The sequence below is a fragment of the Rhizobium sp. RSm-3 genome, assembly GCF_001854685.1.
Lineage (GTDB): Bacteria > Pseudomonadota > Alphaproteobacteria > Rhizobiales > Rhizobiaceae > Rhizobium > Rhizobium ecuadorense.
Window position 1 is genome coordinate 338,120 of record NZ_MAWZ01000046.1, and the last position, 26,412, is coordinate 364,531.

Genomic DNA, 26,412 nt, shown 5'->3' on the forward strand with positions numbered 1-26,412 from the left:
TAATAGCTAAAAACATACAGACTGCATGTAAAATGGAGAGGAGTGAGACATGAAATCGACCAGCTACTACCCGGTGATCATGACGGACGATGTTCCGGGCACCGCCGCCTTCTACAGCAGCCACTTCGGCTTTCGGGCGCTGTTCGAAAACGGCTGGTACATCCACCTGCAATCGACCGAGACGGAGCATGTCGCGCTCGCCATCCTCGACAGCAGCCACGAAACCATTCCTGCCGTCGCACGCGCCGGCGTTCGCGGCCTGCTGCTCAATTTCGAGGTCGAGGATGTCGATCGTATCTACGAAACCTGCCGGAGCGCCGGCCTGCCAATTCTCCGCGAGATCCGCGATGAGGATTTCGGCCAGCGGCACTTCATCACCGCCGATCCGAACGGCGTGCTGATCGATATCATCACGCCGATTGCGCCGAGCGCCGAATTCGCGGCGATGTATGACGCCGCCGCCCTGCCCGGCTGAACCTCACACCCGAAAACCGGCGTCGCGTGCGGAAACCATCTTGTGCAGATGCACCATCATGCCGGCGGCAAAGAGCGGCGTCAGAAGATTGACGAAGGGGATCGCCAGAAACAGCGCGATCACCAGCCCGCCAAGAAAGACGGTGGAGGCGTGCTTGGCGCGGAAGAGCCGCGCCTCTCCAGGCGAACGGAAGCGCATGGCGGCGAATTCGAAAAACTCCCGTCCGAGCAGATAGCCGTTGACCAGAAAGAAGGCGACCAGATTGACGCCGGGGATGAACAGCAGCAGCAGCGCGACGATATTGCCGAGGATCACCACGCCGAGGAACTTGATCGAGCTTGCCATCGCCGGGCCGAGCGGCATGGCCGTGCCCGCCGCGTCCTTGGGGTAGTCGCGTTTTTCGATGACGTCGGCGACATCGTCGAGGAACAGGCCGGCGATCAGCGCCGTGACCGGCGAAAGCAGCAACGCCAGCATCAGCGCAAGGCCGATACCGGCAAGGATTGCGAAAACCAGGGCAAGCCATCCCGCCCAATCCGGCACATCGGGAAAGAAGCTGGTGAGCCAGGGAAAGAGGAAAGCCATGAAGGCCCCGCGCAGCGCGAACCAGAGGCCGGCCAGCACGAGAATCGTCAGGCCGAGCACTTTCCAGAAGACCGAGCGGGTTTCCGGCGCGAACAAATTGGCCAGCGATAGTCGAGCGGCGTCAAGGATCATGTCTCAGGCGTCTCCGGTTGCGCGGAAGATGTAGGAAAGATTGATGCCACCGACAAGAGAGAATAAAATTGCAGGCGGTAATAGAAAACTTGTCGAAAATTAAATGCTAATATAGTATTGTCGCGTATCAATATGCATGGGCCTGAGAAGCAGCTTCCGAAATAGTTGCAAAGACAAGGGGTCGCAACAGCGCATCCGCGGAACGCCTCTAAGGTAAAACGGGGGAGGCTGATGTGGAAGACTTTGTCCAAAAACTCAGGCAATACGCAAAAACCGGCACACCGGCCGAACGCCGTATCGCGAAATATTTCACCGAACACCTGAACGACCTGCCGTTCGAGACGGCTGCCTCAGTCGCCGACAGGCTGGATCTCTCGCCGATGACAGTCGGGCGCTTCCTACGCGCGCTCGGCTATCAGGGATTGGACAGTGTCAAAGTGGAGATTCGCGAGACCGTGACGACATCGCCGGCGCAATTGCAAAGCGCCATGAGCGAGCTGCATCAGGACGCCGCCGAGGGAAAACCGCTCGCCGTGCTGGTTGCCGAACAGATCCAGGCGCTCCACCATATCTATCATCTGACCGCGCAGCCGCACTGGTCCGAAGCCGTCAGCCTGATCAGCACCGCCCGCGAAGTGTCGATCGCCACGCATGCCCGGCTCGCGAGCCTTGCCCATCATTTCTGTCAGCGGCTGACGCAGGCCCGTGACGGCGTACGCACGCTCGATGGCGCCGACAACCGTTTTGCCGAACTCTTCGCCCGGCTGGCGGTCGACGACGCGCTGCTCGTCATCATCGATTGTCGCCGTTTCGCCAAGGCCCGGCTGCTCGCCCGAACTGCGCGGCGCTACGGCTATAAGGTCGTGCTCATTTCACCGCAGCAGGCGGACTGGATGGCGGACCAGTCGAATGTCATGCTGCCCTTGCCGCCCGCCCGCGCGCCGGATCTCGACAATCTTCCGCCGCTGATCGCGCTGCTCGATTGCCTGTCGGAATCGGTCATCCTCGAAGTCGGAGAAGAGGCCGGTCTGCGTCGCCGCCGCATGATGGAATTCGCGACCGTCCTCGGCGAGGCGGCAAACCACTGAACTGCTACTGGATTGTTTCCAGTTCGGCCCTGTGCCGGTACATGGCGAGAAGACGACGGTAGTCGCGGTCGTAGAGCGCCTGCTTCGTCTTGTCGGGAAGCCGTTCGTCGCCGCCCGGATACATCGCCTCACCGGCCGCCGCCAGATCTCCGTGCAAGCCGCAGGCGACGGATGCGGCGATCGCCGTGCCGAGCAGCACCGCTTCGTTCATCTTCGGCACCACGACTTTGCAGCCGGTGGCATCGCTGTAGAGTTCCATCAGCACCGGGTTCTTCACATGCCCGCCGGCAATATGCAGCGTATCGGGCACGTAGCCGTATTCTTTCATCATCTCAAGGATATGGCGGATGCCGAGCGCAATCGCCACGGCGGTGCGCCAGTAAAGCGTGCAGAGACCATCGAAGGACGTATCGAGGCTCAGCCCGCTGACGACGCCGACGGCGTGCGGATCGGCGAGCGGCGAACGATTGCCATGAAAATCCGGCAGCACGAAAATGCGTGCCCCGAAGGCATCGCCCTCCTCGGCCCGCAATTCGGCAATGCGTGCGACGATCCTCTGATGCAGCGCCGTCGTCGGCTCGCCGCCGGCAGCATGCATGCGGACGATGTGGTCGAGCAGTGCACCGGTCGCCGATTGCCCAGCCTCCACCAGCCAAGATTGCGGGAAGACCGCTTCGTAATAGGGACCCCACATGCCATGGCTCGGCTTGCGTTGTCTGGAGAAGGTGACGATACAGCTCGACGTGCCGGCGATCAGCGCCAGCTGGTGCTCGCGTTTCACCGGATCGGCGGCATAACCGCCGAGTGCGCCGAGCGCGCCGGCATAGGCGTCGATCATCCCGGCCGAGACATGGCAGTCCGTGGTCAGCCCCAGCGCCTCTGCCGCACCAGCCGTCAGCCAGCCGACGCTGCCGCCGACCGGCACGGTCTCATCCGGCAGTTGGCCACGCGCCTGAAGGTCCTCGAGACCGATCCGCTCCAGGAAATCCTGCTGCCAGCCCCTTTCGAGATGGGCGAGATAATTCCATTTCGCCGTCAGCGTGCAGCGCGATCGGGCAGCCGACCCGGTCGATTTCCATGTCATGAAATCGGCGAGATCGAAGAAGTAGCCGGCCTTTTCCCATGTGGAGGGTAGCTTCTTCTTCAGCCACATCAGCTTCGGCATCTCCATCTCGGGCGACATGACGTGCCCGGAATGTTCGAGCACGGCGTGCTCCGTCGCCGTGCAGAAATCGGCTTCCTTCAGCGCCCGGTGATCGAGCCAGACGATCGTGTCGAAACGCCTCTCGCCGCCGGTGGAAACGCTGAGCTGCCGGCCCTCGACGTCGCGCACGACAAGCGAGCAGGTGGCGTCGAAGCCGATCGCGCCGACCGACGCCGCAGCGATGCCGGATTGCTCCATGGCGCGACGCACCGCCGTGCAGGCGGCGGACCAGATGTCCTCGGAATCGTGTTCGGCATGGTTTTCGCGCGGCCGGTTCATCACGATCGGATGTTCGGCCTTTGCGAGCAGGTGGCCGCGGGCATCGAAGACGCCGGCGCGCGCACTGCCGGTGCCGACATCCACCGCAACCACATGATCCCGCATCAAATCTTGATCCCGTCCAGTCTATGGTTGCGGACAAGGTGTATCAATTCAGGCATGGCGTCAAACACCACTTCCGGCGAAAGCCGGTCGAGTTCGGCGCGATAACCGGCGAAGTTGGCATGCGATCCGCCGGTGAAGGCGAAGACCGTCATACCCGCCGCCTTGGCTGCGGCAATGCCAGCCGGGCTGTCCTCGACGACGATGCAATGCGCTGGCTCCACCTGCATTTCGCGCGCCGCATGCAGGAAAAGATCGGGCGCCGGTTTGCCGCGCTTGACCATCGTCGCACTGAAGATATCGGGCAATCTGTCGAGAAGTCCGGTGACGGACAGCGACAGCCGGATTCGCTCCATCTGGCTTGAGGAGGCGACGCAGCAGCGAACGCCGAGCCCATCGATCGTCGCGGCGATCCCGTCGATCGGCTTCAGCTCGGTGCGGAAACGGGCGTAGAGATCGGTGCGGATGCGTTCGAGGAATGCCTCGCCGGCATGGACGTTGAATTCGGTTTCCAGCCTGTCGACGAGCGTCGCCAGGCTGCGGCCGAGAAAGCGCTCATAGGCCTGGTCCTCGGTGATCGAGACGCCGAGATCGTTCATCGCCGCGACCAGCACGCTGATCGAGATCGGCTCGCTGTCGACGAGCACGCCGTCGCAATCGAAGATGATCAGCCGTGGTTCAGCATCAGCCATGGAAAACCCAACCTGAGTTCAATTTCGCACGCGCGACCGTCCCGCTTTACCCGCAAGACGGGACGGATGGCGGCAACGAATGCCGCCATCCGGATTTCCTACACTGCGAGCTTGCCGTCGAGATAGAGCTGCAGCGTCTCCCGCGTGCCCTTTTCCCACAGGGTTTTGAGAGCATGGGCGAAACGCTTGCGGAAAAGATCGGATTTCGCCACTTCGCCGAAGATGTCGTCGAAGACGAGGAAGGCCGACGGATCGTCCTTGGCCTTCACAGCCGCCGCATGCAGGCGATCGGCGCTGGCGTCGTTGAAGACGATATCCTTGCCGCTGTCGGTCTTGCCGGCGAAATAACGGCACCAGAGCGCCGAAACCAGCGCCAGGCCGACGACGTCCCGGCCCTGGCTGAGATTGTCGAGCGTCGACGGCAGGATGAATTTCGGCTGGCGGTTCGATCCGTCCTGGGCCAGCCGCGGAATGGTGTCGGCAATCTTCGGATTGAGCAGACGATGTTCGATCAGGGCGAAATAATCCGTCAGCGACGTGTTCGGCACCGGCGGCACGATCGGGATGATCTCGTCCTTCTCGAGTTTGGCGAGGAAGGCGCGGATCAGCGGATCTTCCATGGAATCATGCACGAAATGAATGTCCATCAGCGCCGCCGGATAGGCGATCGCCGCATGACCGCCATTGAGGATACGGATCTTCATATGCTCATAGGGCGTGACATCGGGCACGAAGGTGACGCCGACCTTTTCCAGCGCCGGGCGGCCGGCGGTGAACTTGTCCTCCAGCACCCACTGCTTGAATTCCTCGCAATAGACCGGCCAATTGTCCTCGATCTCGAAATTGTCCCGGAGGAAATCGATCTCCCGCTGACCGGTCGCCGGCGTGATGCGGTCGACCATCGCATTCGGGAAGGCGACATTTTCCCGGATCCACTCGGCAAAGCCAGGGTCCGAAAGGGCCGCCGTGCCGACCACGGCATTGGCGGTGACGGTGCCGTTATGGGGAATGTTATCGCAGGACATGACGGTGAAGGGACCGATGCCCTTCGCCTTGCGTGCCTTCAGGCCGGCGACGATCAGGCCGAAGACCGTCTTCGGCGCGTCGGGGCTGTGCCCGTCGGCAGCGATATCAGGATGGGCCGGATTGAAGGTGCCCGATGCATCGATGAAATAACCGCCCTCGGTGATCGTCAGCGAGACGATGCGGATCTCAGGGTCGACAAGCCTGGCGATGATTGCAGCGGGATCGCCGACCGGCAGGATGTCGATCATCGGCGCGGTGACGCGCGCCGCCGTCTTGTTGTTGTCCTGTTCGACCACCGTCGTCAGGAAATCCTGGGCCGCAAGCTTCTCGCGCATGGCGGCATCCGACGGCAGCACACCGGCGCCGACGATCGCCCAGTCGTGATCCGCTCCTGCGTTGAAGAGATCGTCGAGATAGATCGCCTGGTGGGCGCGATGGAAATTGCCGACCCCGAAGTGCACGATGCCGGCTTTCAGCGACGCCCTGTCATATCCAGGAATGGCGGCAGTGCGCGCCGCGTCGGAAAGCGTTGCCAGCGATAATTTGCACGTCATGTTTCAGTCCTCTTGAAGGTCTTGCCGAGACGTCCGGGCGCCATCGCCCGGCTCGCATGCCTGCCCCCAGCCGGCCGCCCGCCTCAAATGGCAAGACCGCCCTCGTTGAATTTGTGAATACGCGAACGGTCCGGCGTCAGATAGACCGTATCGCCGGCCTTGGCGGCGAAGTCGCCGCTGCCGCGCGCCGTCACCATGCCGATGCCCTCGGCATCGATATGCAGGAAGGTGTCGGAGCCGAGATGCTCGGCGACCACCACCCTGCCCTTCCAGTCGCCGCTCTCCATCGACAACAGCATATGTTCGGGGCGGATGCCGATCGTATGGGCGCCGAGCTGGGCAGCGTTCTGGCCCTTGATGAAATTCATCTTCGGCGAGCCGATGAAACCGGCGACGAAAAGGTTGCGCGGGCGGCTGTAAAGTTCGAGCGGCGAGCCGACCTGCTCGATATTGCCCCTGTTCAGGACGACGATCTTGTCGGCCATGGTCATCGCCTCGACCTGGTCGTGGGTGACGTAGACCATCGTCGTCTTCAGCTGCTGATGCAACTCGCTGATTTCGAGGCGCATGTTGACGCGCAACGCCGCATCGAGGTTCGACAGCGGTTCATCGAACAGGAAGGCCGAAGGCTGACGGACAATGGCGCGGCCGATCGCGACGCGCTGGCGCTGGCCGCCGGAAAGCTGGCGCGGCTTGCGCTCCAGATAGTCGGTGAGGTTCAGCACCCGCGCCGCATCCGTCACCTTGCGGTCGATCTCCGCTTTGTCGACGCCCGCCATCTTCAGTGGAAAGGCGATGTTGTTGCGCACGCTCATATGCGGATAGAGCGCGTAGGACTGGAACACCATGGCAAGGCCGCGTTCCGCCGGCGCCTTTTCGGTGGCGTCCCGGCCGTCGATGACGATCTTGCCGCCGGAGACATCCTCGAGCCCGGCTATCAGCCTGAGCAGCGTGGACTTGCCGCAGCCCGACGGGCCGACGAAGACGACGAACTCGCCGTCCCTGATGTCGAGATCGATCGAAGGGATGACCTTGGCTTCGCCGAAGACCTTGGAAACCTTCTGAAGGGTAATGCTGCCCATGTTTGTCTCCCTTTATCTTATTTCACAGCGCCGAAGGTCAGGCCGCGGACGAGTTGTTTCTGACTGAACCAGCCGAGGATCAGGATCGGCGCGATTGCCATGGTCGAGGCCGCCGACAGCTTGGCGTAGAACAGGCCCTCCGGGCTGGAATAGGAGGCGATGAAGGCCGTCAGCGGCGCCGCCTTCGAGGCGGTGAGGTTGAGCGTCCAGAAAGCCTCGTTCCAGGCGAGGATGATGTTCAGAAGCAGCGTCGAGGCAATGCCGGGCACGGCCATCGGCGTCAGCACATAGACGATCTCTTTCATCAGCGATGCGCCGTCCATGCGGGCCGCCTCAAGGATCTCGCCGGGGATTTCCTTGAAGTAGGTGTAGAGCATCCAGACGATGATCGGCAGGTTGATCAGCGTCAGCACGATCACCAGTCCGGTGCGGCTGTCGAGCAGGCCGGAATTGCGGAACAGCAGATAGATCGGGATCAGCGCGCCCACAGGCGGCATCATCTTGGTCGACAGCATCCACATCAGCACGTCCTTGGTCCGCTTGGTCGGCGAAAACGCCATCGCCCAGGCGGCCGGGATCGCGATGATCAGGCCGATCAGCGTCGAGCCGAAGGAAATGATCACCGAGTTCATGAAGTGGCTGAGATAGTTCGACCGGCTCTGCACCTCCGCATAGTTTTCCGTCGTCCAGTGGAAGAACAGGAACTGCGGCGGCGAGGCGATGGCATCGGCTTCCGACTTGAAGCTAGTGAGGAACGTCCAGAGGATCGGGAAGAAGATCAGGATGCCGAGCGTCCAGGCGATCGCAGTGACGATGACCTTGCGTCGGGTTGTGACTTTTCTGGCCATCTCAAGCCTCCAGATTCTTGCCGACGAGGCGGACGAGGAAGATCGCGACGATATTGGCAAGCACGACCGCGACGATGCCGCCGGCCGATGCGCCGCCGATATCGAACTGCAAGAGCGCCTGGGCATAGACGAGATAGGTGAGGTTGGTGCTGTCGGTGCCCGGCCCGCCATTGGTGGTGACGAGGATTTCGGCAAAGACCGAAAGCAGGAAGATCGTCTGGATCAGGATCACCACGGTGATGGCGCGCGCCATATGCGGCAGAATGATATAGATGAATTTCGAGATCGGCCCGGCGCCGTCCATTTCGGAGGCCTCCTTCTGCTCCTCGTCGAGAGACTGCAGCGCGGTCAACAGGATGAGGGTGGCAAAGGGTAGCCACTGCCAGGCGACGATGAGAATGACGGAGAACAGCGGCGCATTCGCCAGCCAGTCGATCGGCTGCAGGCCGAGCGCCTTGGCAAGATGCGCAAAGAGGCCGTTGACCGGGTTCATGAACATGTTCTTCCACACCAGCGCGGCCACCGTCGGCATGACGAAAAATGGCGCAATCACCAGGATGCGCACAATGCCCTGGCCGTACATCGGCTGGTCGAGCAGCAGCGCGAAAGCGATGCCGCCAATGACGGTAATCAAGAGCACGCCGGCGACGAGCAGCAGCGTATTGATCAGCGCGGCGAAGAAGGCCGGATCCGTGAGGAAATATTCGTAATTCAGAAAGCCGACGAAGCTTTCCATGCCGGGATTGAGCAGATTGTAGTTCAGCGTCGAGAAGTAGATCGTCATCGCGAGCGGGACGATCATCCATGCAAAGAGGAGCAGCACGGAGGGCGCAATCATCAGGCGCGCTGCGGAGCGAGTATGCAAGGTTGCCATGGCAATCACCGATCTGATCTGAAGCGGGGAGCGGCCGCAGGAAAGCTTTGTCTGAAAAAGCGGCCGCCGATGCAGTTCGGGCATCGGCGGCCCAGAGGGGCGGATTGTCAAGGATCCGCCTCTTGCTCAGGAGGTGTTATTTAATGTAGCCGGCCTTGGTCATTTCGCGGGTTGCCAGCTGCTGTGCGCTCTGCAGGGCCTGGTCGACCGAAATCTGGCCGGCAAGCGCTGCCGAGAACTGCTGCCCTACCGCCGTGCCGATACCCTGGAATTCCGGGATCGCCACGAACTGGACGCCGACATAGGGGACCGGCTTGACGGTCGGCTTGGTCGGATCGGCCGCCTCGATCGAGTCGAGCGTCATCTTGGCAAAGGACGCCGCCTTCTGGTAGTCCGCATTCGCATAGAGCGACTTGCGGGTGCCCGGAGGTGCGTTCAGCCAGCCTTCCTTCTCAGCAACGAGATTGCTGTAGTCCTTGCTCGTCGCCCAGGCGACAAACTTCTCGGCAGCTTCCGCCTTCTGTGTACCTGCCGGGACGGCGAGGCTCCAGGCCCAGAGCCAGTTGCCGCGCTTGCCGAGGCCCTTGTCCGGGGCGAGCGCAAAGCCGACCTTGTCGGCGACCTGCGACTGCTTCGGATCAGCGACGAAGGAAGCCGCAACCGTTGCGTCGATCCACATGCCGCACTTGCCGGTCTGGAACAGCGCCAGGTTCTCGTTGAAGCCGTTGGAGGAAGCGCCCGGAGGGCCGGCATCCTTCATCAGCTTGACGTAGAAGTCGAGCGTCTCCTTCCACTCGGGCTGATCGAACTGCGGCTTCCATTTTTCGTCGAACCAGCGCGCGCCGAAGGAGTTGGACATGGCCGTCAGGAAGGCCATGTTCTCGCCCCAGCCGGCCTTGCCACGCAGGCAGATGCCGTAGATTTCCTTGTCCTTGTTGGTGATCTTGCGGGCAGCGTCGGCAACGAAATCCCAGGTCGGCGCGTCGGGCATCTTCAGGCCGGCGGCGTCGAACAGGTCCTTGCGATACATGACCATCGAGCTTTCGCCGTAGAACGGCGCCGCATAGAGCTTGCCGTCCACGGTCAGGCCGCTGCGGATCGCCGGCAGCAGGTCGTCGACGTCATAATTGGCGCCGAGATTGTCGAGCGGCAATAGCCAGCCCTGCTTTGCCCAGATCGGAACCTCGTAGGTGCCGATCGTCAGAACGTCGTACTGGCCGCCCTTGGTCGCGATGTCGGTCGTGACCTTCTGGCGCAGCACGTTCTCTTCGAGGGTGACCCATTCAAGGTCGATGCCGGGATTCTTCGCCTTGAAATCATCCGTCAGCTTCTGCATCCGGATCATGTCGCCGTTGTTCACGGTTGCGATTGTCAGCGTTTCGGCCGAAGCCATGCCGGCAAACGCCAGCGCTGAGCAGGCGCCCAGCAGAAAAGTTCTCAATGTCATATCTTCCTCCCAGAAGATGGGTGTGAGCATTCGCTTCGCTCATGGGCAATTACTCACCAAGCAGTAAAGAATGTCAATCGGCAATCGTTGCTGCGATGCCGAAGGACATGTTTATCCCATTGAATAAAAAGGGAGAATTTTTTGCTCAGCTCTTGAGCAAAAACTCGGCCGTCTCTTCGTCGGTGATCAATCCATTGATTTGCTGGCCGACAACGGCGGCCCGGATCGCCTTGAACTTGCGCTTGCCCTTGGCCAGTCCGATGACCATCGACGCCTCGCGGGACGGGATCGGCGCCGAGGCGACGCGCTCATTGATCGGGTTGTCGAGCAACCTGCCGTCGACATCGAAGATCCAGCCGCAGATCTCGCCAACCGCGCCGCCGCGCATCAGCTCCATCATCTCGTCCTTCTCGAGGAAACCGTCGACGCAGAGCGGCCCGTCGATGCCGAGCTCGCCGATGCCGACGAAGGTGACATCGGCCTGCGCGCTCATGTCGAGCGTCGAGCGCACCAGCTGCTGGCCATGCAGCAGCTCCCGCTCTTCCGCCGAAGTGACAAGCACCGGCAGCGGCATCGGATAGTGCCGCGCCTTCACCGCATCGGCCATGCTGAAGATGACGTTGTAATAGGCGGCCGATCCGTCCGGGGCGATATTGCCGGTCAGCGAAACGATGCGGTGATTGGGACATTCGATCGCCGGAAGCTGGTCGACGGCCGCCTTCAGCGTACGGCCGGTCCCGACGGCAAGCACGATCGGCTCGGCCCGTTTGAGCCATCGTTCGATCTCGGCCGCGGCCGCCTCGGCAATGCCGACGGTCGCCGACGACCCCGAATCGCTCGGCACCACTTCCACATGTTTCAGCCCGAATTTCCGCCGCAGCTGACTGGCGAGTTCCAGGCAGGCGGCGATCGGATGGTCGAGCCGCACCTTGATCAGACGCTCGGCGACCGCCAGCGACACCAGCCGCTGCGCCGATTGCCGCGAGATGCCCATCGCGGCGGCGATTTCATCCTGCGTGCGCCCGGCGACGTAATAGAGCCAGCCGGCACGTGCCGCATCGTCGAGGCGTGCCGCGGTCTCGGATCTTTTTGCCATTGAATGCCTACCACGCAAAGTGAGCCGGCGTGCCGCCGCCGAACATGATTTCAAACTCTATCGCGCCAGATGAAAACAAAATTCCGGCAAATGTCGAGCCTGTTGAAATGAGCGCCGTCAAATAACCGACGTCACCCAGGCAAACCCATTCAGGCACCCCCCCTTTCAGGCAAACCATCGCATGACGAGATAGATCGCCGTCTTCGCCAGGCCGTAGATCACACCGCCGGCAACGACCAGCGACACCGCCGTCATGATAAAGCCGATCAGCGCGAAGAGCCCGTCGCGGCCCAATATGCCGAAGGCGAAGACCGAGATCGTGATCGCCGGCAGCATGTTGCCGAGCGGGACCGGCAGCAGCAGCACGATCGACAGCAGCAGGCAGGCCGCCCCGGCGAGATATTCCGCCGGCGGCTCGGCGAAGATCGCCAGCCTCGGCTTCAGCATCCGCTCCGCCCAGGCCAGCCAGCGGTGGATGCGGCCAACAATGGTTTCGAAATCCTCCCGCCGCATCGAACGGTCGGCAATCACCCTCGGCAGCCAGGGTTTCAGCCCGAAGGTCAACTGCACCGCCAGGAAGACCAACGGCGCGCCGAGGACGGCCGACGTCCCGGGCGGCGTCGGAAAAGCGTTCGGCAGCGCGAAGATCAGCATCAACGCGCTGATCGCCCTGTCGCCCATCGTCTGAAACAGGTCGCCGATCGAAATCCGCTCCCGGCTCCGGTCGGCGGCCAGCTGCCGCAGGATGGATGAGAGGCGGCGACCTTTGGGACGGGGTGGACGTGGTCTTCTGCGTCTGTGGGAATCGGCGTTTTCGATGGTCATGATACCAGTGGATGATGGAAGTGCAGGCTCGGATTTTGGCCGCGCAATATGCCAATTGAATGACTTGTGGGACGGGAATAGCCGTTGACGGCGATTTGGCCCGATCATCCCCCTCTACGCCGCAAGCGCCTGGCGGGCAACGGAATGAAGGCTTGTAATTCGCCGCCAACAGTGCGAGCAGACACCACAGACCAGAGAAACGGCAGGGTGGCAATGATCATCTCATTCGACATCGGCGGCTCCGCCATCAAGGGCGGCATCGCCCGCTCCGAGACGGACATCGTCCCCCTCGGCCGGCGACCAACGCCGAGAGATGATTTTGCCGCTTTCGTCGCGACCTTGCGCGCCATCATCGCCGAGACAGGCGAAAACCCGGGCCGTATCGCGCTCTCCATCGCCGGCGTCGTCGATCCCGATACGCAGCGGCTGATCTGCGCCAACATCCCCTGCATCCATGACCGGACGCTGGCCGCCGATCTCGAAGCCGAACTCGGCCTACCGGCGCTGATCGCCAACGACGCCGACTGTTTCGCAATCGCCGAAGCCGGCCTCGGCGCCGGTCGCGGCCACCGCATCGTCTTCGGCGCCATTCTCGGCACCGGCGTCGGCGGCGGCCTGGTCGCCGACGGCCGTCTCGTCAACGAGGCCGGCGGCTTCGCCGGCGAATGGGGTCACGGGCCGATCATCGCATCCGCGGCCGGCAATCCGCCGGTCGCCATTCCCGCCTATGCCTGCGGCTGCGGCCAGAAAGGCTGCGTCGACACCGTCGGCGGCGCCCGCGGCCTGGAACGGCTGCACAAGACGCTGCATGATCTCGACCTTTCCAGCGAAGAGATCATCGCTCAATGGCAACATGGCGAGGAGGAGGCGACACGGACGATCGACGTCTATGTCGATCTCGTCGCCTCGCCCCTGGCGCTGACGATCAACATCACCGGCGCCACCATCGTCCCGGTCGGCGGCGGTCTGTCCAATGTCGAGCCGCTGCTTGCCGAACTCGACCACGCCGTGCGCGCCCGCATTCTGCGCAAATTCGACCGGCCGCTGGTGGTGCGCAGCCAATGCCGCATCGAACCCGGTCTGATCGGCGCAGCGCTGCTGGGGCTGAAAGCGGAACCGTTGCTTTCTAAAGCATAGGCCACATCCGCACGATCGCTGCGAACCGGTCCCAATCCTTCCGGTCCAACGGTGTCCATGCAGCTTCGGCGACAGCCGGAAGACGCGGAAAGACCAGCCGGTTGAAATAGGCGCGCGAGATGAAGTTTTCAGTCCAGATGCAGGCCTGGATGCCGCGTATCTTCTGCTGCAGCGCCTGCGGCAGCTCGCCCTCGGCCTCGTAAGCATAGGTGTGTTCCGGGGCCGAATGGCCTGCCCATGCCGCGCCGGGCTCGGCCCAGGCTTCGGCCTGCGCCATGTCGAGATAATAGGCCTGCCCCGGCGTCATCACCACGTCGTAACCCTGCTGCGCCAGCTCGATGCCGACGGCGGGCTTTTCCCAGGCCATCAGCAGCGTGCCGTCGCGGTCGACGCCGCCGCCATGCGAGACCTCGTTCCAGCCGGCGAGCTTCCGGCCACGCTCCGACAGCATCGTCTTGATGCGTTTCAGGAAATAGGACTGCAGCTCGGCGGTGCCGGCAAGCTTCTCCCGTCTCATCAGCGCCTGGCAGAGAGGGGAGGAAAGCCAGGCGCCCTGCGCCACCTCATCACCGCCGATATGGAGATACGCGCTCGGAAACAGCGCCACGATCTCGTCGAACACCTTGCCGAGAAATTCATAGGTGAATTCGACCGCGGGATTGAGGGCATTGTTGGGATAACCCTGCACCGCGCGATAGCTGTCCGGCGCCTCCTGCCCGTCGACGAGCTCCGGCAGCGAGAGCAAGGCTGCGGTGCTGTGGCCGGGAATGTCGATTTCCGGCACGACCTCGACACCGAGCGAGGTGGCATGCGCAACGATCCGCCGGATATCATCCTGCGTGTAATGGCCGGCGCGTGTTTCCGCTCCGTCGCCGAGTTGCGGCACGAGCACCTCATCCGGCCCGCGCCGCGCGCCGATCTCCGTCAGCGCCGGATAGGCCTTGATCTCCAGCCGCCAGGCTTCGTCGTCGGTCAGGTGCCAATGAAAGATATTGAGCTTGTTCCAGGCGAGAATATCGATCAGCCGCAGGACGTCGGCGACCGGATAGAACTGCCGGGACACATCGAGATGGCAGCCGCGCCAGTCATAACGCGGCTGGTCGGCGATCGTGCCGAAATTGGGGAACTTGAAGCGCTCACCATCGGTGCGGGCGCCATGCAGCAGTTGCGCCAGGCTGATCAGCCCATAGCGCCGCCCCGCTTCATCGGCGCTCGACAGCACGATCTCATGCGCGGTGAAACGCAGCTCGTAGGCGAAGGCGGCGATCGACGATTCGGCGACGAAACGAATACGCCGCCCGCCTTCGACATCACTCAGCGAAAATGGCGCGTCTTCGGCTGGGTAGAAGCGCTGGTAAAGTGAAAGAACCTGAGAGAGGGCCTCGATCGCATCAGGCCGCGTCCTCTCGGCCGGATAGAGGGTGGCCGGCAAGTCACCCGCCTTCAGCCCGAGCGATAGCGGCCAAGGGAGCAACGCATAGGGTTCATCGGCCTTACCAGGCGGCAAGAGCGGCGGCGACACACCGCCATCCCGGCCTTCGAGCATCAGATCGCCGAAATCGACGGGAAGGTGACGGCCGTCGGCCAGTGTCAGATAGGCGGATTTAACGCCAGCCGTGACATGTTTCGGCTCTCTGCTCAGCCCCTCGACCGTGAACCGCCAGCACCCTTCCGGCGGCACGCTCAGCCCCTCGGGTGGCAGGAACTCATGGAAGTGCGCGACCTGTCGCTTGATGCTGCCGCCGTCGCAGACATGCTTGTCGGCAACCCGCGTCTCCGACGTATAGGCGAGCGAGAAGCCGGACAGCGGCTCGGCCGAAAGATTGCGGAGCGTGAAGGTCAAGCGCCCGAAACTGCCTTCGACCGGGCACCAGCTTGTCTCAAGACGATAATCGACCATGTCGCGCCCTCCCCGTCAACGAACGGCCGGGATCACGGCTGACTTCCGGCATTCCTTTGCAGCTTAGCCTGTTCGGGACGGCAATGGAATCGGCGCGAACTCAGGCGAGGCGAATAGCGATGAGAATCCAGAATGGTCAGTACGGTCGCAACGAGGATGCCGCCTATCATACCGCAGCCAAGCGGACCCCGGCGACCAGATCGCCTATGGGGCGCCATGCAGATGGCGTATGAAATCTGCGAAAAAGGCTGAGGCATGGATGGCTCTTTTATGCACGGCGATCGTCTGGGGGATTTCGGAGAATGTTTCTTCCAAGAGCCGGAAGCCCGAAATGCGCACCGAAGTCTGAATGAGATATTCGGTCAACCCGGCAGCCGCGTCACACTGGGATCCGACAAGTAGATCGACGGCTGCTGCGGGGCTGTCAGTGTGGAAAACCGTTGCTCTTTCAAGCATTCGTTCGAGCTGTTTCGTGTAGGCTGCACTCCTTGCAGAGGCGATCCGGACTCCCTCGACGTCAACGTCCTGGACCCGCCGGAAGGACGAACTGTCAGGCACGAGGTAGGTCGCTTTGACGGAGATGTATGGAGGCGAAAAGGAGAAACGGTCGGCTCTGGATGGATCCGAAGCAATGAAAGCAATGTCCCATTCATCGCCGTCTGCATCGGCGAGTATGTCGGCGGCCGAGCCGTACTGGATCAGGAAGAGGCCGCAATCAAGTTGTTCGGCGATCTTGCGGGCTATCTCGGCGCTCGGACCGACCAAGGCGCCCGCCTCATCGTCCCGTCGGACCAACGCCGAATTTGACATGTTGACGGCGGCCCTGATCGCGCCGGTCGGCGCTATCTCAGCCAAAATCTGCTTCCGCGTCGGCATCTTCGAACTCCCTAAGATGCGAACCTGTCCGCGAGCGCTTCGGATCCTCTTGCAAGCAGGGCGACGTCTACACCGACTGCGGTAAACAGCGTCCCCAGCGAAATGCAGCGGGCTGCGAACTTCTGGTCGGGGGTGAGTATGCCGGTCGGTTTCCCAAGCGCCTTCAGACGCCTTATCGCGTCTTCGATCGCAGCAACCACATCAGGGTGACCCGGTTGACCAGGATGGCCAAAGCTCGCCGCGAGATCAGCCGGTCCGATGAAGATGCCGTCCACTCCTTCGACAGCGGCGATGGATTCGAGACGATCGAGCGCTTCACGGGTCTCGATTTGAAGAAGCAGGCATATCTCCTGCTCCGCGATCTGCGCGTAGTTCGCAACACGCCCGAAGCGGGTGGCACGCGTCAAGGCGGAGACACCACGAATCCCGCGCGGCGGATACCGTATGGCTGCTACAGCGGCCATCGCCTCCTCCTCATTCTGCACATATGGAACAAGCAGCGTCTGCACGCCGATGTCCAGGAACCGCTTGATCAGCACGGGGTCGTTGAAGGCAGGGCGTACGACGGGCGAAACCTTGTAGGGCGCGACCGCCTGCAATTGGGGCAGGACGGTGAGGACGTCACTGGGAGAATGCTCGGTGTCGAACAGCAGCCAGTCGAAACCCGATGGCGCGACGATCTCCGCTGCGTAGCTTCCCGGAAGGCCGCACCATAGACCGATCTGGCTTTGTCCGGCCATGAGCTTTCGTTTAAAGTGATTGACAGGGAGTTCCATCGCCACCTCACACGAACGAAACGCCGATGGAGCCGACCGGCCCATAATCGGCCTGGATGACGTCGCCTTTGGCGATATCCACGGGGCGGGTGAACGAGCCGGCAAGAACGATCTGGCCCTTCTTCAAGCCGCCCCCGACAGCATGGAGCTTGTTCACGAGCCATGCAATTCCGGCGGCTGGATGGCCCATGATGGCTGCGGAAACGCCGGATTCCTCGATGATGCCGTTTTTCGAAAGCGTCGCACCGACCCAGCGGATATCGACATCCATCGGTCGAACGATGCGACCACCTATGACGATCGCTCCGAAAGCCGCGTTGTCGGCGATTGTGTCGGTGATGGCTCTTGGCACTTCGGTTCGATAGTCGATGATTTCGAGAGCGGGAACGACAAATTCGGTCGCCCGCATGACGTCATAGATGCGGGTGCTTGGACCTTCGAGATCCTCGCCCATTACGAATGCGAGTTCGACTTCGAGACGGGGCTTGATGAACAGATCCGCTTTGATCTGCGCTCCGTCATTGAAGAGAGCGTCGTCGAGAATGACGCCGTAATCGGGTTCCGTCATTTTCGAGGCCATCTGCATTGCCCGCGACGTTAGTCCGATCTTGTGGCCAGCGATTCGTGCGCCTTTCGCAATCCGCGCCTGCGCCCAGAGCGCTTGTATTTTGTAGGCGTCTTCGAGGTCCAGGTTCGGATATGTCTTGCTTGGTTGGACGATTGGTTTGCGTTCGACTTCGGCCTTCAGCAGCGCGTCAGCTGCCTCCTGGCGTTCCTTGTCCGTCATCATGATTTGGCTCTGCTGCTTTCGTTATTTGATCGGAGGGCGTGGCAGGGCTGCCTCGCCTGGCTCCATGACATATGTGTAATCGAGCGAGAACCACGGCCCTGAAATGTCCGTATCGGACGGGTGTGGCTCTTCATGCCGGACGAAGTCGCCGGTCAACGCCGCGGTCACGCCAAACTGCACGTCGGAGTCGATGTTCGGATCGCTCGGATCAAAGACCTGCGAGATGAGTGTCTTGTATCCGTGCTTGAAGATGAGCGCGTGCAGATGGGCGGGGCGATAGGGGTGGCGGCCTTGCGCCTTGAGAAGGCGACCCACGACCCCGTCGACTGGGATCGGATAGCCAACCATTTTGACCGTCCTGAACCAGAAGCGGCCTTCTTCGTCCGTGGTGAGCTTCCCGCGGAGATTCATTTCTGCCTGGTCGGGATCTTGGTTCTCGTAAAGACCGACAGGCGACGCGTGCCACACGTCGACCTCGGCGCCTACGATAGGCTTGCCCTTCCGATCGATCACCTTCGCATGGACGAACAAAGGCGTGCCTGGAGTCTCGGACCGGATGATGGTTCCGCCGTTCTCGACTCGCGGCGAGTTAAGCCGCCAGAATGGCCCGAGCAACGATTGCGACGTCTCTGTCTGCCCCTTGTCGCCGTTATTGAGCAGGCAGACGAGCGAAGAGACCCCGAGCGACCCTGCCATGAGCACGAGCTCGTTGTGACTGTCAGTCTGCAATTGGCCAATTTCGTTGAGGACCGCCGTGGCCTCCCGGAATTCGGCTTCGGAAAGCCTGACCTCCCGTACGAATGCGTGGAGATGCTTCACCATTGCGACGAGTATTTCACGCAGCCTGGGATCCTCGGTGCGGTTCATCACAGCGACGACGGCAGGCGTTACCTCGCTCTCAGTTCTGATTGGCATTCAGCCACCTCCTCATGGAGCGCCGAATATAAAAATAATCGATTATTTGTCAAGCAAGCGAAAATCTCCCAACCGCGCTCGCCTACCTCATCTCTTGCGAAGGCCACCATCAATTAATTGATTATCATAAGAAAATTTTGTTAAAATCACTCCTTCTCCAGGAAGCTCGATCGCTAGAACTGACGACAAGTTGACATAAATAATCGTTTATTATATCGATCATCGAAAGTTAAGCCGGATTGCCTGGGAGGAGTGATGGACTCGAGCGACGACAGCGGCCATGGCGCGCCGACAGAAGAAGATGCGCCGCCCGCCACCTTCGCCGACGATGGAAAAAACACCATCGGAAGCCAGCTCGCATCGCGTCTTCGAGAGGCGATCATTTCCGGCGAACTGGAGGCGGGCAGCAAGATCAATCTCGACAAGGCCCGGAAGACGTTCAATGTCAGCCTCAGCCCGTTGCGCGAAGGCCTGGCCCGACTCATTTCCGACGGCCTGGTTGAGTTTCAGGACAATCGAGGCTATCGCGTCGCCCCGATCTCGCTTGCCAATCTCGAGGAAGTTACGACCCTTCGGGAGGAGCTCGAGGTATTCGCACTGCGCGAATCCATTCGCATGGGCGACATCGAGTGGGAGGGCAACATCATGCGTGCGCTCCATCGCCTGAACCGAACCGAGCGCGACGCCGCCCGTCCCGAAACGCTGGAACACTGGGAAGCGCTGCATCGCGAATTCCACCTCACCTTAATCTCGGGCTGTGGCAAGCCGCTGCTTCTCCACTTCTGCAATCTTCTGCTGAATCTCAACGACCGATACCGCCGCGCCTTCCTCATCCGTACATCCGGGGACCGCAACGTAGGCCAGGAGCACAGCGAGATTGCGCAGGGTGCGGTGGTGCGAGACGTTGACTATGCCTGCGAGAAGCTGCGCCAGCACATCCACCGGACCGGGACCAATCTTCGAAATCATCTTGCGACGAAAGGTGTCGTATGATGGCCGCCTCAACATCAAAGTCGCCCGTCCCGATCGGCGTGGCGCATTTCTCGTCTATAATGCTGCCCCCCGCGGAGTTCGCGAAGATTGCCAAACGGGCAGGTTTCTCCAGGATCGGCCTCAGGCTCCATCCAGCCTTTCCCGGTGCGCCGTATTATGAACTGCCTGTCGGCAGCGCAGCAGCCGGAGAGTTGAAGGCTGTGCTTGCCGGCGAAGAAGTCGAGGTCTTCGATATCGAGTTCTTCGTGATCGATCCCGCTTTCGACGCATCGTCAGTGGAGGCGACCGTCGCAGCAGCTGCGAATATTGGAGCGCGTCGGCTCAGCGTCTGCGGTGACGATCCGGATCATGCCAGGCTGCTATCGAACTTTTCGGATTTCTGCGTCCTCGCGGAACGGTACGGGTTGGCGGTTGATATCGAGAACATGGGCTGGCGGGTTGTCAAAGCCTTTGCAGATGGCATCGACCTCGTGACCGAGGCGGGGATGGAGAATGCCGGCGTTCTCGTCGACGGCATTCATTTCTTCAGGAACGGCGCGGCTCTGGCAGACTTACGGGCCAACCTCGACAAAGTGAAGCACGTCCAACTATGCGACGTGGCCGGTCCGGCGCCGACGAAGCCGGAGGAAATGATCGCGGAAGCAAGAAGCGGCCGACTGCCTCCAGGGGAAGGTGAGTTGCCGTTGGACGATCTGGTTGCTGCGGTCGGCGCCGCCGCGTCCATCTCGGTGGAGGTGCCTTTGGTCGGATCCATGGCGCCGGAGGTCCACCTTAAACATCTTTTCGGCTGCGCGGAAAGAATAGTCGGACCGGATCGATAGTCCGGCGCGGATGCAGGTGATCCGCACCGGAAGGAGGAAATCATACATGGGTTATACATTCGATTTTGGTGCGGTCTTTGACCGCGCCCCGGAATTGCTTTGGGGTTCGCTCGGTACGATCGGACTGGCGCTGGCCGGAATGGTCCTCGCGCTGGTCATCGGTATTATCGGCGTTGCCGCCAGAACGTCCAAGATCCGACTCGTTCGAGCTCCCGTCATCGGGTTCGTGGAAATCGTCCGGAATACGCCCTTCCTCGTACAGATTTTCTTCATCTACTTCGCGCTTCCCTTGATGGGGATACGCCTCAACCCGACGGTTACCGCGATTATCGCACTGGGCATCAACGGCGGAGCATACGCGATCGAGATCATCCGTGGCGGCGTCGAGAGCGTCAGCAAGGGTCAGATCGAGGCAGGCTTCGCACTTGGCCTCCACAAGGGCGACGTCTTCCGGTTGATCGTGCTGAAGCCGGCTCTTCGGGCAATCTACCCATCGCTCACCAGTCAGTTCGTGATGCTGACTCTCACCACCTCCGTCTGCACCTCGATCGCAGCCTACGAGCTGACGTCGGCGGCGCAGAGAATCGAATCCGACACGTTCCGAAGCTTCGAGGTCTACTTCTCCGTAACTACCATCTACCTCGTGATTTCGACCCTGATGATGGGCCTGTTTGCCCTCATTTCCCGCCACTACTTCAACTACCCGACGCGATAGGAGGCACTTATGGGTCCCATCGGCGAAAACGAATTTCTATTCATCTTGCATGGTCTGAAATGGACCGTCCTGCTCGCGATCATCGGCTTTGTAGGCGGAGGCGTGTTCGGGATAGTGATCGCCCTGGCGCGCACATCAAAAAACCGGACGGCGCGCGTCGCAACTTCGGGCTACATCGCACTCTTCCAGGGCACGCCGCTCCTGATGCAGCTCTTCGTCGTTTACTACGGCGTGGCGCTGCTCGGCGTTGATGTCAACGCCTGGATCGCGGTGGCTATCGCCTTCACTCTTCATGCGAGCGCCTTCCTCGGCGAGATCTGGCGCGGCTCCATCGAAGCCGTGCCGAAAGGTCAGAACGAAGCCGCAAACGCGCTGGGCCTGCACTACGTATCACGGATGAAAGACGTCATCCTTCCGCAAGCCCTGAAAATCTCCATGCCTGCGACCGTCGGCTTCCTTGTCCAGCTGATCAAAGGAACGTCGCTCGCCGCGATCGTCGGCTTCATCGAGCTGACCCGAGCTGGACAGATTATCTCGAACCAAACCTACCGCCCGCTGCTCGTCTTCGGGATCGTCGGCGTGATCTATTTCATCATTTGCTGGCCGCTGTCGCACCTTGGAAGTGGCCTCGAAAAACGGATGGCGAAAGCAGTCCGCTAACCGCTTCGTTCGAAGCAAAAACAAAGAGGAGGAATAAGCAATGCAGACCAACCGTAGGAAATTTCTGGGAATCGCTTTTGCGACGGCCGCTTTCGCCACGATTGGCGCCGCCGCCGCATCGGCCGCCACTGTCGAAGAGATCAAAGCCAAGGGCACTCTCGTCGTCGGCATCCAGGGCGACAACGCGCCATGGGGCTTTGTGAATACGAGTGGCAAGCAGGACGGTTTCGACGCGGATATCGCGACGCTGTTTGCCAAGGAACTCGGCGTGAAGGTCGAATTCCAGCCGCTCGCCGTCGCCAACCGAATTCCGGCGCTGACGACGGGGAAGGTCGATATCCTGTTCGCCACAATGGCCATGACCGAGGAGCGCGCCAAATCGATCCAGTACAGCAAGCCGTACGCAGCGAACACAATCTCGCTCTATGCCGCGAAGGCCGATGCCGTAAAGGCGCCGGCCGATGTAGCGGCCTGGGAGATCGGCGTGCCGAAGTCGAGCTCGCAGGATAAGGCCGTGACGGACGCCGTAGGATCGACTGCAACGATCCGCCGGTTCGACGATGACGCCGCCACCATCCAGGCTCTCATTTCCGGTCAGGTGAAGGCTGTCGGCGGCAACCAGTTCTACGGACAGAGGCTCGATGCGGCCAGCGCCGGGACTTACGAGCGTAAGATCGACTTCCTGAAGACCTATAACGGCGTCGGAACGCGCCTTGGCGAGAAAGACTGGAACGAAGCCAGCAACAGCTTCATCGACAAGATCAAGGCAAGCGGGGAGCTGGCGGCCATCACCAAGAAGTGGATGGGCATCGACCTTCCGACATTCCCCGAATCCATCCCCAACATCCCGTTCACCGTCAAGTAAAGCTGGAGGGCGCCGTGCTCAATTCTTCAAACGATCAGTCGATGTTGATTTCACTTGAGAAGATGGAGAAATGGTACGGCTCCTTCCATGCCCTGAAAAACATCAGCCTGTCCGTTCGCAAAGGCGAGAAGATCGTCCTTTGCGGCCCGTCGGGTTCCGGCAAATCAACTTTGATCCGCTGCATCAACGCGCTTGAGACGATCCAGGACGGGAAGATCGTCGTCGAAGGACAGTTGCTGGATGGCAGCACCAAGGCAGTGGATGCGATCCGGCGCGAAGTGGGCATGGTGTTCCAGAGTTTCAATTTGTTTCCTCACATGACCGTGCTTCAGAACTGCACGCTGGCCCCCATGCGCGTTCGTGGCACCAGCCGCGCCGACGCCGAACGACTGGCACGAAAATATCTGGAACGTGTCCGGATCCTCGATCAGGCGGAGAAATATCCCGCCCAGCTTTCGGGGGGCCAGCAGCAGCGCGTCGCAATCGCGCGTGCGCTCTGCATGGAGCCGAAAGTGATGCTGTTCGATGAGCCCACGAGTGCACTGGACCCCGAGATGGTCAAGGAAGTGCTGGATACGATGATCGGGCTCGCACGCGATGGCATGACCATGATCTGTGTGACCCATGAAATGGGCTTCGCCCGTCAGGTAGCAGACAGGGTCATCTTCATGGCCTCTGGTGAGATCATCGAAGAGGCTGAGCCCGAGGTTTTCTTCAAGTCTCCTCAGCACGAGCGCACCAGGGCGTTTCTCGGCGAAATACTTGCCCATCACTGATCCGGTAGAGCTATCAAAATGGACCACAGGAAATTCCATGTCGGGCTGATCGGCGCAGACATTCAGATGTCGAAGTCGCCGGCTCTCCATGAGACTGAAGCATACCAGCTTGGACTGGAATATCGGTACGAGCTTCTCGATCTGGCCGAGCGTGATCTTCCTGCATCTGCGCTGCCAGACCTTCTCGACGAGATCGAACGCCGAGGCTTTGCGGGAAGCAACATTACCCATCCGTGCAAGCAGACCGTCGTAGCTCACCTTACCGATCTGTCGGAAGATGCCCAAATGCTCGGCGCAGTCAACACGGTCGTGCTTCGCAACGGAAAGCGGATCGGGCACAACACCGATTGGTATGGCTTTTATAAGAATTTCGAGCGCGGATTACCCGATGTTGCCAAAGCACATGCGGTTCTGCTCGGCGCTGGCGGCGCGGGGGTCGCAGTCGCGCACGCAGCCATCAAGCTCGGAATTGAGATGCTGTCGATCTTCGACCAGGACGCAAATCGCGCCGCCACGCTTGCCGATCAGCTCAACCAGCGCTTCTCAAAAAGCTGCGCACAGCCGATCAGGGATGTCAGCGCCACGCTCGCTTCGGCCGACGGGCTGATCCATGCCACGCCGACGGGTATGCGAAGCCATCCTGGCATCCCGATCGACCCGGGATTGCTTCAATCGCGTCACTGGGTCGCTGACATCGTCTACATGCCGCTTATGACCGAACTTCTGGCTTTGGCCGGGAAGAAGGGCTGCAGAACGCTGCCCGGTGGTGGAATGACGGTATTCCAGGCCGCCGCCGCGTTCGAATTGTTCACGGGCGTGCAGCCGGACGCGGAACGCATGTCGCGTCACTTCGAAGAGTTGTGCCGAGCTGCAGTGTGATCGGGAGGACATGCGATGCCGCATATCATCATCGACTATAGCCGGGGCGCTGCCGAACGCGTCGTTATCGACGAGCTGACCAGAGCGGTGCATCGCCGAGTCCGCGACGGGGGCCTGGTAAAGCCTGCTATAGTTCGCACATTCGCCAGGGAAGCGACTTTCTCCTGCGTCGGTGACGAGCATGCCGACAATCACTTCATCCAGATCATTGTGCGCATGGCTCCCGGACGGCCGGCGGAGGTGAAACGAGAGCTGCTGAAAGCGGTTCTCGACGCCGCGCGCAATGTCGCAGCACCCGCATTGCAGGAAGGACGGCTCGGGCTGCGCGCAGATCTCTACGAATCCGATCCCGATTTCGCGTTCCAGGAAATAGCGTTCGCCTGAACTCAGGCGTTGCCTTCACAAGGATAATTGCAATGAGCCTGCTTTATGTTTTGAACGGTCCAAATCTCAACCTTCTCGGCAAGCGCCAGCCTCATATCTACGGCCACGAAACGCTGGCTGACGTCGAGACCGACTGCCGGAAACTGGCATCGGAACTCGGACACGAGCTCCGCTTCCACCAGAGCAACCGCGAATACGAAATCATCGACTGGATCCATGAAGCGCGTGAGGATGGAGCCGGCATCGTCATCAATCCAGCTGCATTCACGCACACGTCGCTAGCCATCCTCGACGCTCTGAATACATTCGAAGGTCCCGTCATCGAGATCCATATCTCCAACGTGCATAAGCGCGAAAGCTTCCGCCACCACTCCTTTGTCTCCCACAGGGCAGACGGCGTAATCGCCGGACTTGGGACGGAAGGCTACCAGCTCGGCATCCGCCGCGTCGCGACAATGCTAAAGACCCCGAAGAACGGCTGACACAAAATGGTCGACCAGGTCAAACTAGCAGTCCTCGGCGCGGGACTGATTGGGAAGCGTCACATTCGACATGTCCTGGAAGAACCCGCGGCGGACCTCGTCGCCGTGGTGGATCCCACATCGGTCGGTCAAAAAATTGCAACGGAGGCCGGCGTCAGATGGTTTCCGAGCTTTGCCGACATGATCGCCGTGCTGCGTCCGGACGGCGTCATCATTGCCACCCCCAACCAAGTGCATGTCTCGAACGGCATGGAGGCTGTGGAAGCCGGCATCCCGGCACTGATTGAGAAGCCGGTTGCCGATGACATTGCAGCCGGCGAGAAACTCATAGAGACGGCAGAAGCCAAGGGGGTCCCGCTTCTGACGGGTCATCATCGCCGGCATAATCCGATGATGCAGAAAGCAAAACAGATCATTGAAAGCGGGAGGCTCGGTCGGATACTGGTCGTCAACGCAATGTTCTGGCTGTTCAAGCCGGACGACTATTTCGACATGCCCTGGCGACGGGAGCGCGGCGCGGGACCTGTGTTCCTCAATCTGATCCACGACATCGACAATCTTCGCTACCTGTTTGGGGATATCGCGGCCGTCGAGGCGCGCGAGTCCAACGCAATGCGTGGAAACGCCGTCGAGGAGACAGCCGTGATCCTAATCGAGTTCAAGAACGGAATTCTCGGCACCGCGTCGGTTTCGGATTCCGTTGTCGCGCCATGGAGCTGGGAAATGACGACCGGGGAGAACGCCGCCTATCCGAAGACGGAAGAAGCCTGCTACATGATTGGCGGAACACACGGCTCGCTCGCCGTTCCTTCGCTCGACATATGGTGCAACCCAGCGGAGCGGAGTTGGCTGGAGCCCTTCGACAGGAAACGCATCAACGTCGAGACCGAGGATCCGCTTGTCCTTCAGATACGGCAGTTCTGCAAGGTCATCCGAGGTCACGAAAAGCCTCTGGTCAGCGGGCGGGAGGGACTTGAAACGCTGAAGGTAATCGAAGCCGTCAAACGGTCCGCAGCCATGCTCCAACGCGTCGCGCTGTCGTGAAGCACGACGCGTGCCTGCCCTCGTCATAGGCTCGGAGTTCGAGACGACAAGCGAATTGTCCGCCGGAATTCAAAAGCGGAGGGAGCAGGC

General features: G+C 61.0%; 28 protein-coding genes. 13 read left to right on the plus strand and 15 right to left on the minus strand.

All coding sequences use genetic code 11. The features are described from left to right. The first annotated feature begins 49 nt into the window (after window positions 1-49). Window positions 50-475 carry a VOC family protein gene (locus BBJ66_RS26865; RefSeq protein ID WP_071091133.1) on the plus strand — a complete coding sequence of 142 codons (426 nt, stop codon included), beginning with the start codon at window positions 50-52 and terminating at the stop codon, window positions 473-475. A 3-nt stretch (window positions 476-478) separates the two neighbouring features. On the opposite strand, the gene BBJ66_RS26870 is transcribed toward BBJ66_RS26865, so the two are convergent. Beyond that, window positions 479-1,192: a sulfate transporter family protein gene (locus tag BBJ66_RS26870; RefSeq protein WP_049734805.1), complete on the minus strand. Its 714-nt coding sequence runs from the start codon at window positions 1,190-1,192 to the stop codon at window positions 479-481. Window positions 1,193-1,425: 233 nt separating this feature from the next. Here BBJ66_RS26870 and BBJ66_RS26875 point away from each other — a divergent pair, with 233 nt between their 5' ends. Then, window positions 1,426-2,280 carry a MurR/RpiR family transcriptional regulator gene (locus BBJ66_RS26875; protein WP_049734806.1) on the plus strand — a complete coding sequence of 285 codons (855 nt, stop codon included), beginning with the start codon at window positions 1,426-1,428 and terminating at the stop codon, window positions 2,278-2,280. Window positions 2,281-2,284: 4 nt separating this feature from the next. Here BBJ66_RS26875 and BBJ66_RS26880 read toward each other — a convergent pair whose 3' ends face one another. From BBJ66_RS26880 to BBJ66_RS26920, 9 genes are all read right to left on the minus strand, one after another. After that, complete coding sequence (locus BBJ66_RS26880) at window positions 2,285-3,868, minus strand: FGGY-family carbohydrate kinase (RefSeq protein WP_071091137.1); 1,584 nt, start codon at window positions 3,866-3,868, stop codon at window positions 2,285-2,287. Then, window positions 3,868-4,557, minus strand: a complete 690-nt coding sequence (locus tag BBJ66_RS26885; protein WP_049734808.1) for an HAD family hydrolase — start codon at window positions 4,555-4,557, stop codon at window positions 3,868-3,870. Before BBJ66_RS26885 ends, BBJ66_RS26880 begins: the two co-directional genes overlap by 1 nt. Before the next feature lie 98 nt (window positions 4,558-4,655). Then, window positions 4,656-6,137, minus strand: a complete 1,482-nt coding sequence (locus BBJ66_RS26890; protein ID WP_071091140.1) for a mannitol dehydrogenase family protein — start codon at window positions 6,135-6,137, stop codon at window positions 4,656-4,658. 83 nt (window positions 6,138-6,220) lie between these two features. Continuing rightward, window positions 6,221-7,219, minus strand: a complete 999-nt coding sequence (locus BBJ66_RS26895) for an ABC transporter ATP-binding protein (protein WP_071091144.1) — start codon at window positions 7,217-7,219, stop codon at window positions 6,221-6,223. 17 nt (window positions 7,220-7,236) lie between these two features. After that, complete coding sequence (locus BBJ66_RS26900) at window positions 7,237-8,067, minus strand: carbohydrate ABC transporter permease (RefSeq protein WP_049734811.1); 831 nt, start codon at window positions 8,065-8,067, stop codon at window positions 7,237-7,239. A gap of 1 nt (window position 8,068) precedes the next feature. Further along, the gene (locus BBJ66_RS26905) at window positions 8,069-8,941 is read right to left on the minus strand and encodes a carbohydrate ABC transporter permease (RefSeq protein ID WP_049734863.1); all 873 of its coding nucleotides are present in this window, start codon (window positions 8,939-8,941) and stop codon (window positions 8,069-8,071) included. A gap of 136 nt (window positions 8,942-9,077) precedes the next feature. Next, on the minus strand, window positions 9,078-10,388 hold the full coding sequence (locus tag BBJ66_RS26910) for an ABC transporter substrate-binding protein (protein ID WP_049734812.1): 1,311 nt from the start codon (window positions 10,386-10,388) through the stop codon (window positions 9,078-9,080). A 145-nt stretch (window positions 10,389-10,533) separates the two neighbouring features. Further along, on the minus strand, window positions 10,534-11,484 hold the full coding sequence (locus BBJ66_RS26915; protein WP_049734813.1) for a sugar-binding transcriptional regulator: 951 nt from the start codon (window positions 11,482-11,484) through the stop codon (window positions 10,534-10,536). A 165-nt stretch (window positions 11,485-11,649) separates the two neighbouring features. Further along, complete coding sequence (locus BBJ66_RS26920) at window positions 11,650-12,228, minus strand: exopolysaccharide biosynthesis protein (RefSeq protein WP_184343364.1); 579 nt, start codon at window positions 12,226-12,228, stop codon at window positions 11,650-11,652. 294 nt (window positions 12,229-12,522) lie between these two features. On the opposite strand from BBJ66_RS26920, the gene BBJ66_RS26925 reads away from it, so the two are divergent. Next, complete coding sequence (locus BBJ66_RS26925; protein WP_049734815.1) at window positions 12,523-13,446, plus strand: ROK family protein; 924 nt, start codon at window positions 12,523-12,525, stop codon at window positions 13,444-13,446. Here BBJ66_RS26925 and BBJ66_RS26930 read toward each other — a convergent pair. The 5 genes from BBJ66_RS26930 to BBJ66_RS26950 form a co-directional block, all read right to left on the minus strand. Continuing rightward, window positions 13,436-15,346, minus strand: coding sequence for a beta-N-acetylhexosaminidase (locus BBJ66_RS26930; RefSeq protein WP_049734816.1), 1,911 nt, complete (start codon window positions 15,344-15,346; stop codon window positions 13,436-13,438). The genes BBJ66_RS26925 and BBJ66_RS26930 overlap by 11 nt on opposite strands. Before the next feature lie 204 nt (window positions 15,347-15,550). Continuing rightward, window positions 15,551-16,222 (minus strand): transporter substrate-binding domain-containing protein, encoded by a 672-nt coding sequence (locus BBJ66_RS26935; RefSeq protein ID WP_049734817.1) that lies wholly within the window; start codon window positions 16,220-16,222, stop codon window positions 15,551-15,553. Window positions 16,223-16,233: 11 nt separating this feature from the next. Then, complete coding sequence (hpaI, locus tag BBJ66_RS26940) at window positions 16,234-16,998, minus strand: 4-hydroxy-2-oxoheptanedioate aldolase (RefSeq protein ID WP_071091147.1); 765 nt, start codon at window positions 16,996-16,998, stop codon at window positions 16,234-16,236. Window positions 16,999-17,005: 7 nt separating this feature from the next. Then, a complete protein-coding gene (gene hpaH / locus BBJ66_RS26945) occupies window positions 17,006-17,788 on the minus strand; it encodes a 2-oxo-hept-4-ene-1,7-dioate hydratase (protein ID WP_049734819.1) in 783 nt (260 codons plus the stop codon). A gap of 21 nt (window positions 17,789-17,809) precedes the next feature. Further along, window positions 17,810-18,703: an intradiol ring-cleavage dioxygenase gene (locus BBJ66_RS26950; RefSeq protein WP_049734820.1), complete on the minus strand. Its 894-nt coding sequence runs from the start codon at window positions 18,701-18,703 to the stop codon at window positions 17,810-17,812. Window positions 18,704-18,958: 255 nt separating this feature from the next. On the opposite strand from BBJ66_RS26950, the gene BBJ66_RS26955 reads away from it, so the two are divergent. From BBJ66_RS26955 to BBJ66_RS27000, 10 genes are read left to right on the plus strand one after another with little or no spacing between them, the layout of a single operon-like run. After that, window positions 18,959-19,696 carry a GntR family transcriptional regulator gene (locus BBJ66_RS26955; protein WP_049734821.1) on the plus strand — a complete coding sequence of 246 codons (738 nt, stop codon included), beginning with the start codon at window positions 18,959-18,961 and terminating at the stop codon, window positions 19,694-19,696. Further along, entirely contained in the window at window positions 19,696-20,517 is an 822-nt protein-coding gene (locus tag BBJ66_RS26960; RefSeq protein WP_071091255.1) for a sugar phosphate isomerase/epimerase family protein, read from the plus strand. The genes BBJ66_RS26955 and BBJ66_RS26960 overlap by 1 nt, the downstream gene beginning before the upstream one ends. A 46-nt stretch (window positions 20,518-20,563) precedes the next feature. Next, on the plus strand, window positions 20,564-21,232 hold the full coding sequence (locus BBJ66_RS26965) for an amino acid ABC transporter permease (protein WP_049734822.1): 669 nt from the start codon (window positions 20,564-20,566) through the stop codon (window positions 21,230-21,232). Between the two features lie 9 nt (window positions 21,233-21,241). Continuing rightward, complete coding sequence (locus BBJ66_RS26970; RefSeq protein WP_071091151.1) at window positions 21,242-21,892, plus strand: amino acid ABC transporter permease; 651 nt, start codon at window positions 21,242-21,244, stop codon at window positions 21,890-21,892. A 40-nt stretch (window positions 21,893-21,932) separates the two neighbouring features. Continuing rightward, window positions 21,933-22,757 (plus strand): transporter substrate-binding domain-containing protein, encoded by an 825-nt coding sequence (locus BBJ66_RS26975; RefSeq protein WP_049734824.1) that lies wholly within the window; start codon window positions 21,933-21,935, stop codon window positions 22,755-22,757. 41 nt (window positions 22,758-22,798) lie between these two features. Next, window positions 22,799-23,533, plus strand: a complete 735-nt coding sequence (locus BBJ66_RS26980; RefSeq protein WP_049734865.1) for an amino acid ABC transporter ATP-binding protein — start codon at window positions 22,799-22,801, stop codon at window positions 23,531-23,533. 18 nt (window positions 23,534-23,551) lie between these two features. Then, on the plus strand, window positions 23,552-24,412 hold the full coding sequence (locus BBJ66_RS26985; RefSeq protein ID WP_071091154.1) for a shikimate dehydrogenase: 861 nt from the start codon (window positions 23,552-23,554) through the stop codon (window positions 24,410-24,412). A gap of 15 nt (window positions 24,413-24,427) precedes the next feature. Further along, window positions 24,428-24,796 (plus strand): 5-carboxymethyl-2-hydroxymuconate Delta-isomerase, encoded by a 369-nt coding sequence (locus BBJ66_RS26990; RefSeq protein ID WP_071091157.1) that lies wholly within the window; start codon window positions 24,428-24,430, stop codon window positions 24,794-24,796. 32 nt (window positions 24,797-24,828) lie between these two features. Continuing rightward, the gene (gene aroQ / locus BBJ66_RS26995; protein ID WP_049734827.1) at window positions 24,829-25,278 is read left to right on the plus strand and encodes a type II 3-dehydroquinate dehydratase; all 450 of its coding nucleotides are present in this window, start codon (window positions 24,829-24,831) and stop codon (window positions 25,276-25,278) included. Window positions 25,279-25,284: 6 nt separating this feature from the next. Continuing rightward, the gene (locus BBJ66_RS27000; RefSeq protein WP_071091160.1) at window positions 25,285-26,322 is read left to right on the plus strand and encodes a Gfo/Idh/MocA family protein; all 1,038 of its coding nucleotides are present in this window, start codon (window positions 25,285-25,287) and stop codon (window positions 26,320-26,322) included. Window positions 26,323-26,412 lie beyond the last annotated feature (90 nt).

Bases quoted from the DNA above. Each gene is read 5' to 3' on its own strand.
- BBJ66_RS26925 (WP_049734815.1), top strand. From the start codon at position 12,523: ATGATCATCTCATTCGACATCGGCGGCTCCGCCATCAAGGGCGGCATC.
- hpaH (WP_049734819.1), bottom strand. From the start codon at position 17,788: ATGATGACGGACAAGGAACGCCAGGAGGCAGCTGACGCGCTGCTGAAG.
- BBJ66_RS26960 (WP_071091255.1), top strand. From the start codon at position 19,696: ATGGCCGCCTCAACATCAAAGTCGCCCGTCCCGATCGGCGTGGCGCAT.
- BBJ66_RS26895 (WP_071091144.1), bottom strand. From the start codon at position 7,219: ATGGGCAGCATTACCCTTCAGAAGGTTTCCAAGGTCTTCGGCGAAGCC.
- BBJ66_RS26885 (WP_049734808.1), bottom strand. From the start codon at position 4,557: ATGGCTGATGCTGAACCACGGCTGATCATCTTCGATTGCGACGGCGTG.
- BBJ66_RS26890 (WP_071091140.1), bottom strand. From the start codon at position 6,137: ATGACGTGCAAATTATCGCTGGCAACGCTTTCCGACGCGGCGCGCACT.
- BBJ66_RS26990 (WP_071091157.1), top strand. From the start codon at position 24,428: ATGCCGCATATCATCATCGACTATAGCCGGGGCGCTGCCGAACGCGTC.
- BBJ66_RS26915 (WP_049734813.1), bottom strand. From the start codon at position 11,484: ATGGCAAAAAGATCCGAGACCGCGGCACGCCTCGACGATGCGGCACGT.
- BBJ66_RS26950 (WP_049734820.1), bottom strand. From the start codon at position 18,703: ATGCCAATCAGAACTGAGAGCGAGGTAACGCCTGCCGTCGTCGCTGTG.
- BBJ66_RS26975 (WP_049734824.1), top strand. From the start codon at position 21,933: ATGCAGACCAACCGTAGGAAATTTCTGGGAATCGCTTTTGCGACGGCC.
- BBJ66_RS26965 (WP_049734822.1), top strand. From the start codon at position 20,564: ATGGGTTATACATTCGATTTTGGTGCGGTCTTTGACCGCGCCCCGGAA.
- BBJ66_RS26900 (WP_049734811.1), bottom strand. From the start codon at position 8,067: ATGGCCAGAAAAGTCACAACCCGACGCAAGGTCATCGTCACTGCGATC.
- BBJ66_RS26880 (WP_071091137.1), bottom strand. From the start codon at position 3,868: ATGCGGGATCATGTGGTTGCGGTGGATGTCGGCACCGGCAGTGCGCGC.
- BBJ66_RS26980 (WP_049734865.1), top strand. From the start codon at position 22,799: ATGTTGATTTCACTTGAGAAGATGGAGAAATGGTACGGCTCCTTCCAT.
- BBJ66_RS26935 (WP_049734817.1), bottom strand. From the start codon at position 16,222: ATGCCGACGCGGAAGCAGATTTTGGCTGAGATAGCGCCGACCGGCGCG.
- BBJ66_RS26910 (WP_049734812.1), bottom strand. From the start codon at position 10,388: ATGACATTGAGAACTTTTCTGCTGGGCGCCTGCTCAGCGCTGGCGTTT.
- aroQ (WP_049734827.1), top strand. From the start codon at position 24,829: ATGAGCCTGCTTTATGTTTTGAACGGTCCAAATCTCAACCTTCTCGGC.
- hpaI (WP_071091147.1), bottom strand. From the start codon at position 16,998: ATGGAACTCCCTGTCAATCACTTTAAACGAAAGCTCATGGCCGGACAA.
- BBJ66_RS26870 (WP_049734805.1), bottom strand. From the start codon at position 1,192: ATGATCCTTGACGCCGCTCGACTATCGCTGGCCAATTTGTTCGCGCCG.
- BBJ66_RS26905 (WP_049734863.1), bottom strand. From the start codon at position 8,941: ATGGCAACCTTGCATACTCGCTCCGCAGCGCGCCTGATGATTGCGCCC.
- BBJ66_RS26955 (WP_049734821.1), top strand. From the start codon at position 18,959: ATGGACTCGAGCGACGACAGCGGCCATGGCGCGCCGACAGAAGAAGAT.
- BBJ66_RS26930 (WP_049734816.1), bottom strand. From the start codon at position 15,346: ATGGTCGATTATCGTCTTGAGACAAGCTGGTGCCCGGTCGAAGGCAGT.
- BBJ66_RS26985 (WP_071091154.1), top strand. From the start codon at position 23,552: ATGGACCACAGGAAATTCCATGTCGGGCTGATCGGCGCAGACATTCAG.
- BBJ66_RS26865 (WP_071091133.1), top strand. From the start codon at position 50: ATGAAATCGACCAGCTACTACCCGGTGATCATGACGGACGATGTTCCG.
- BBJ66_RS27000 (WP_071091160.1), top strand. From the start codon at position 25,285: ATGGTCGACCAGGTCAAACTAGCAGTCCTCGGCGCGGGACTGATTGGG.
- BBJ66_RS26970 (WP_071091151.1), top strand. From the start codon at position 21,242: ATGGGTCCCATCGGCGAAAACGAATTTCTATTCATCTTGCATGGTCTG.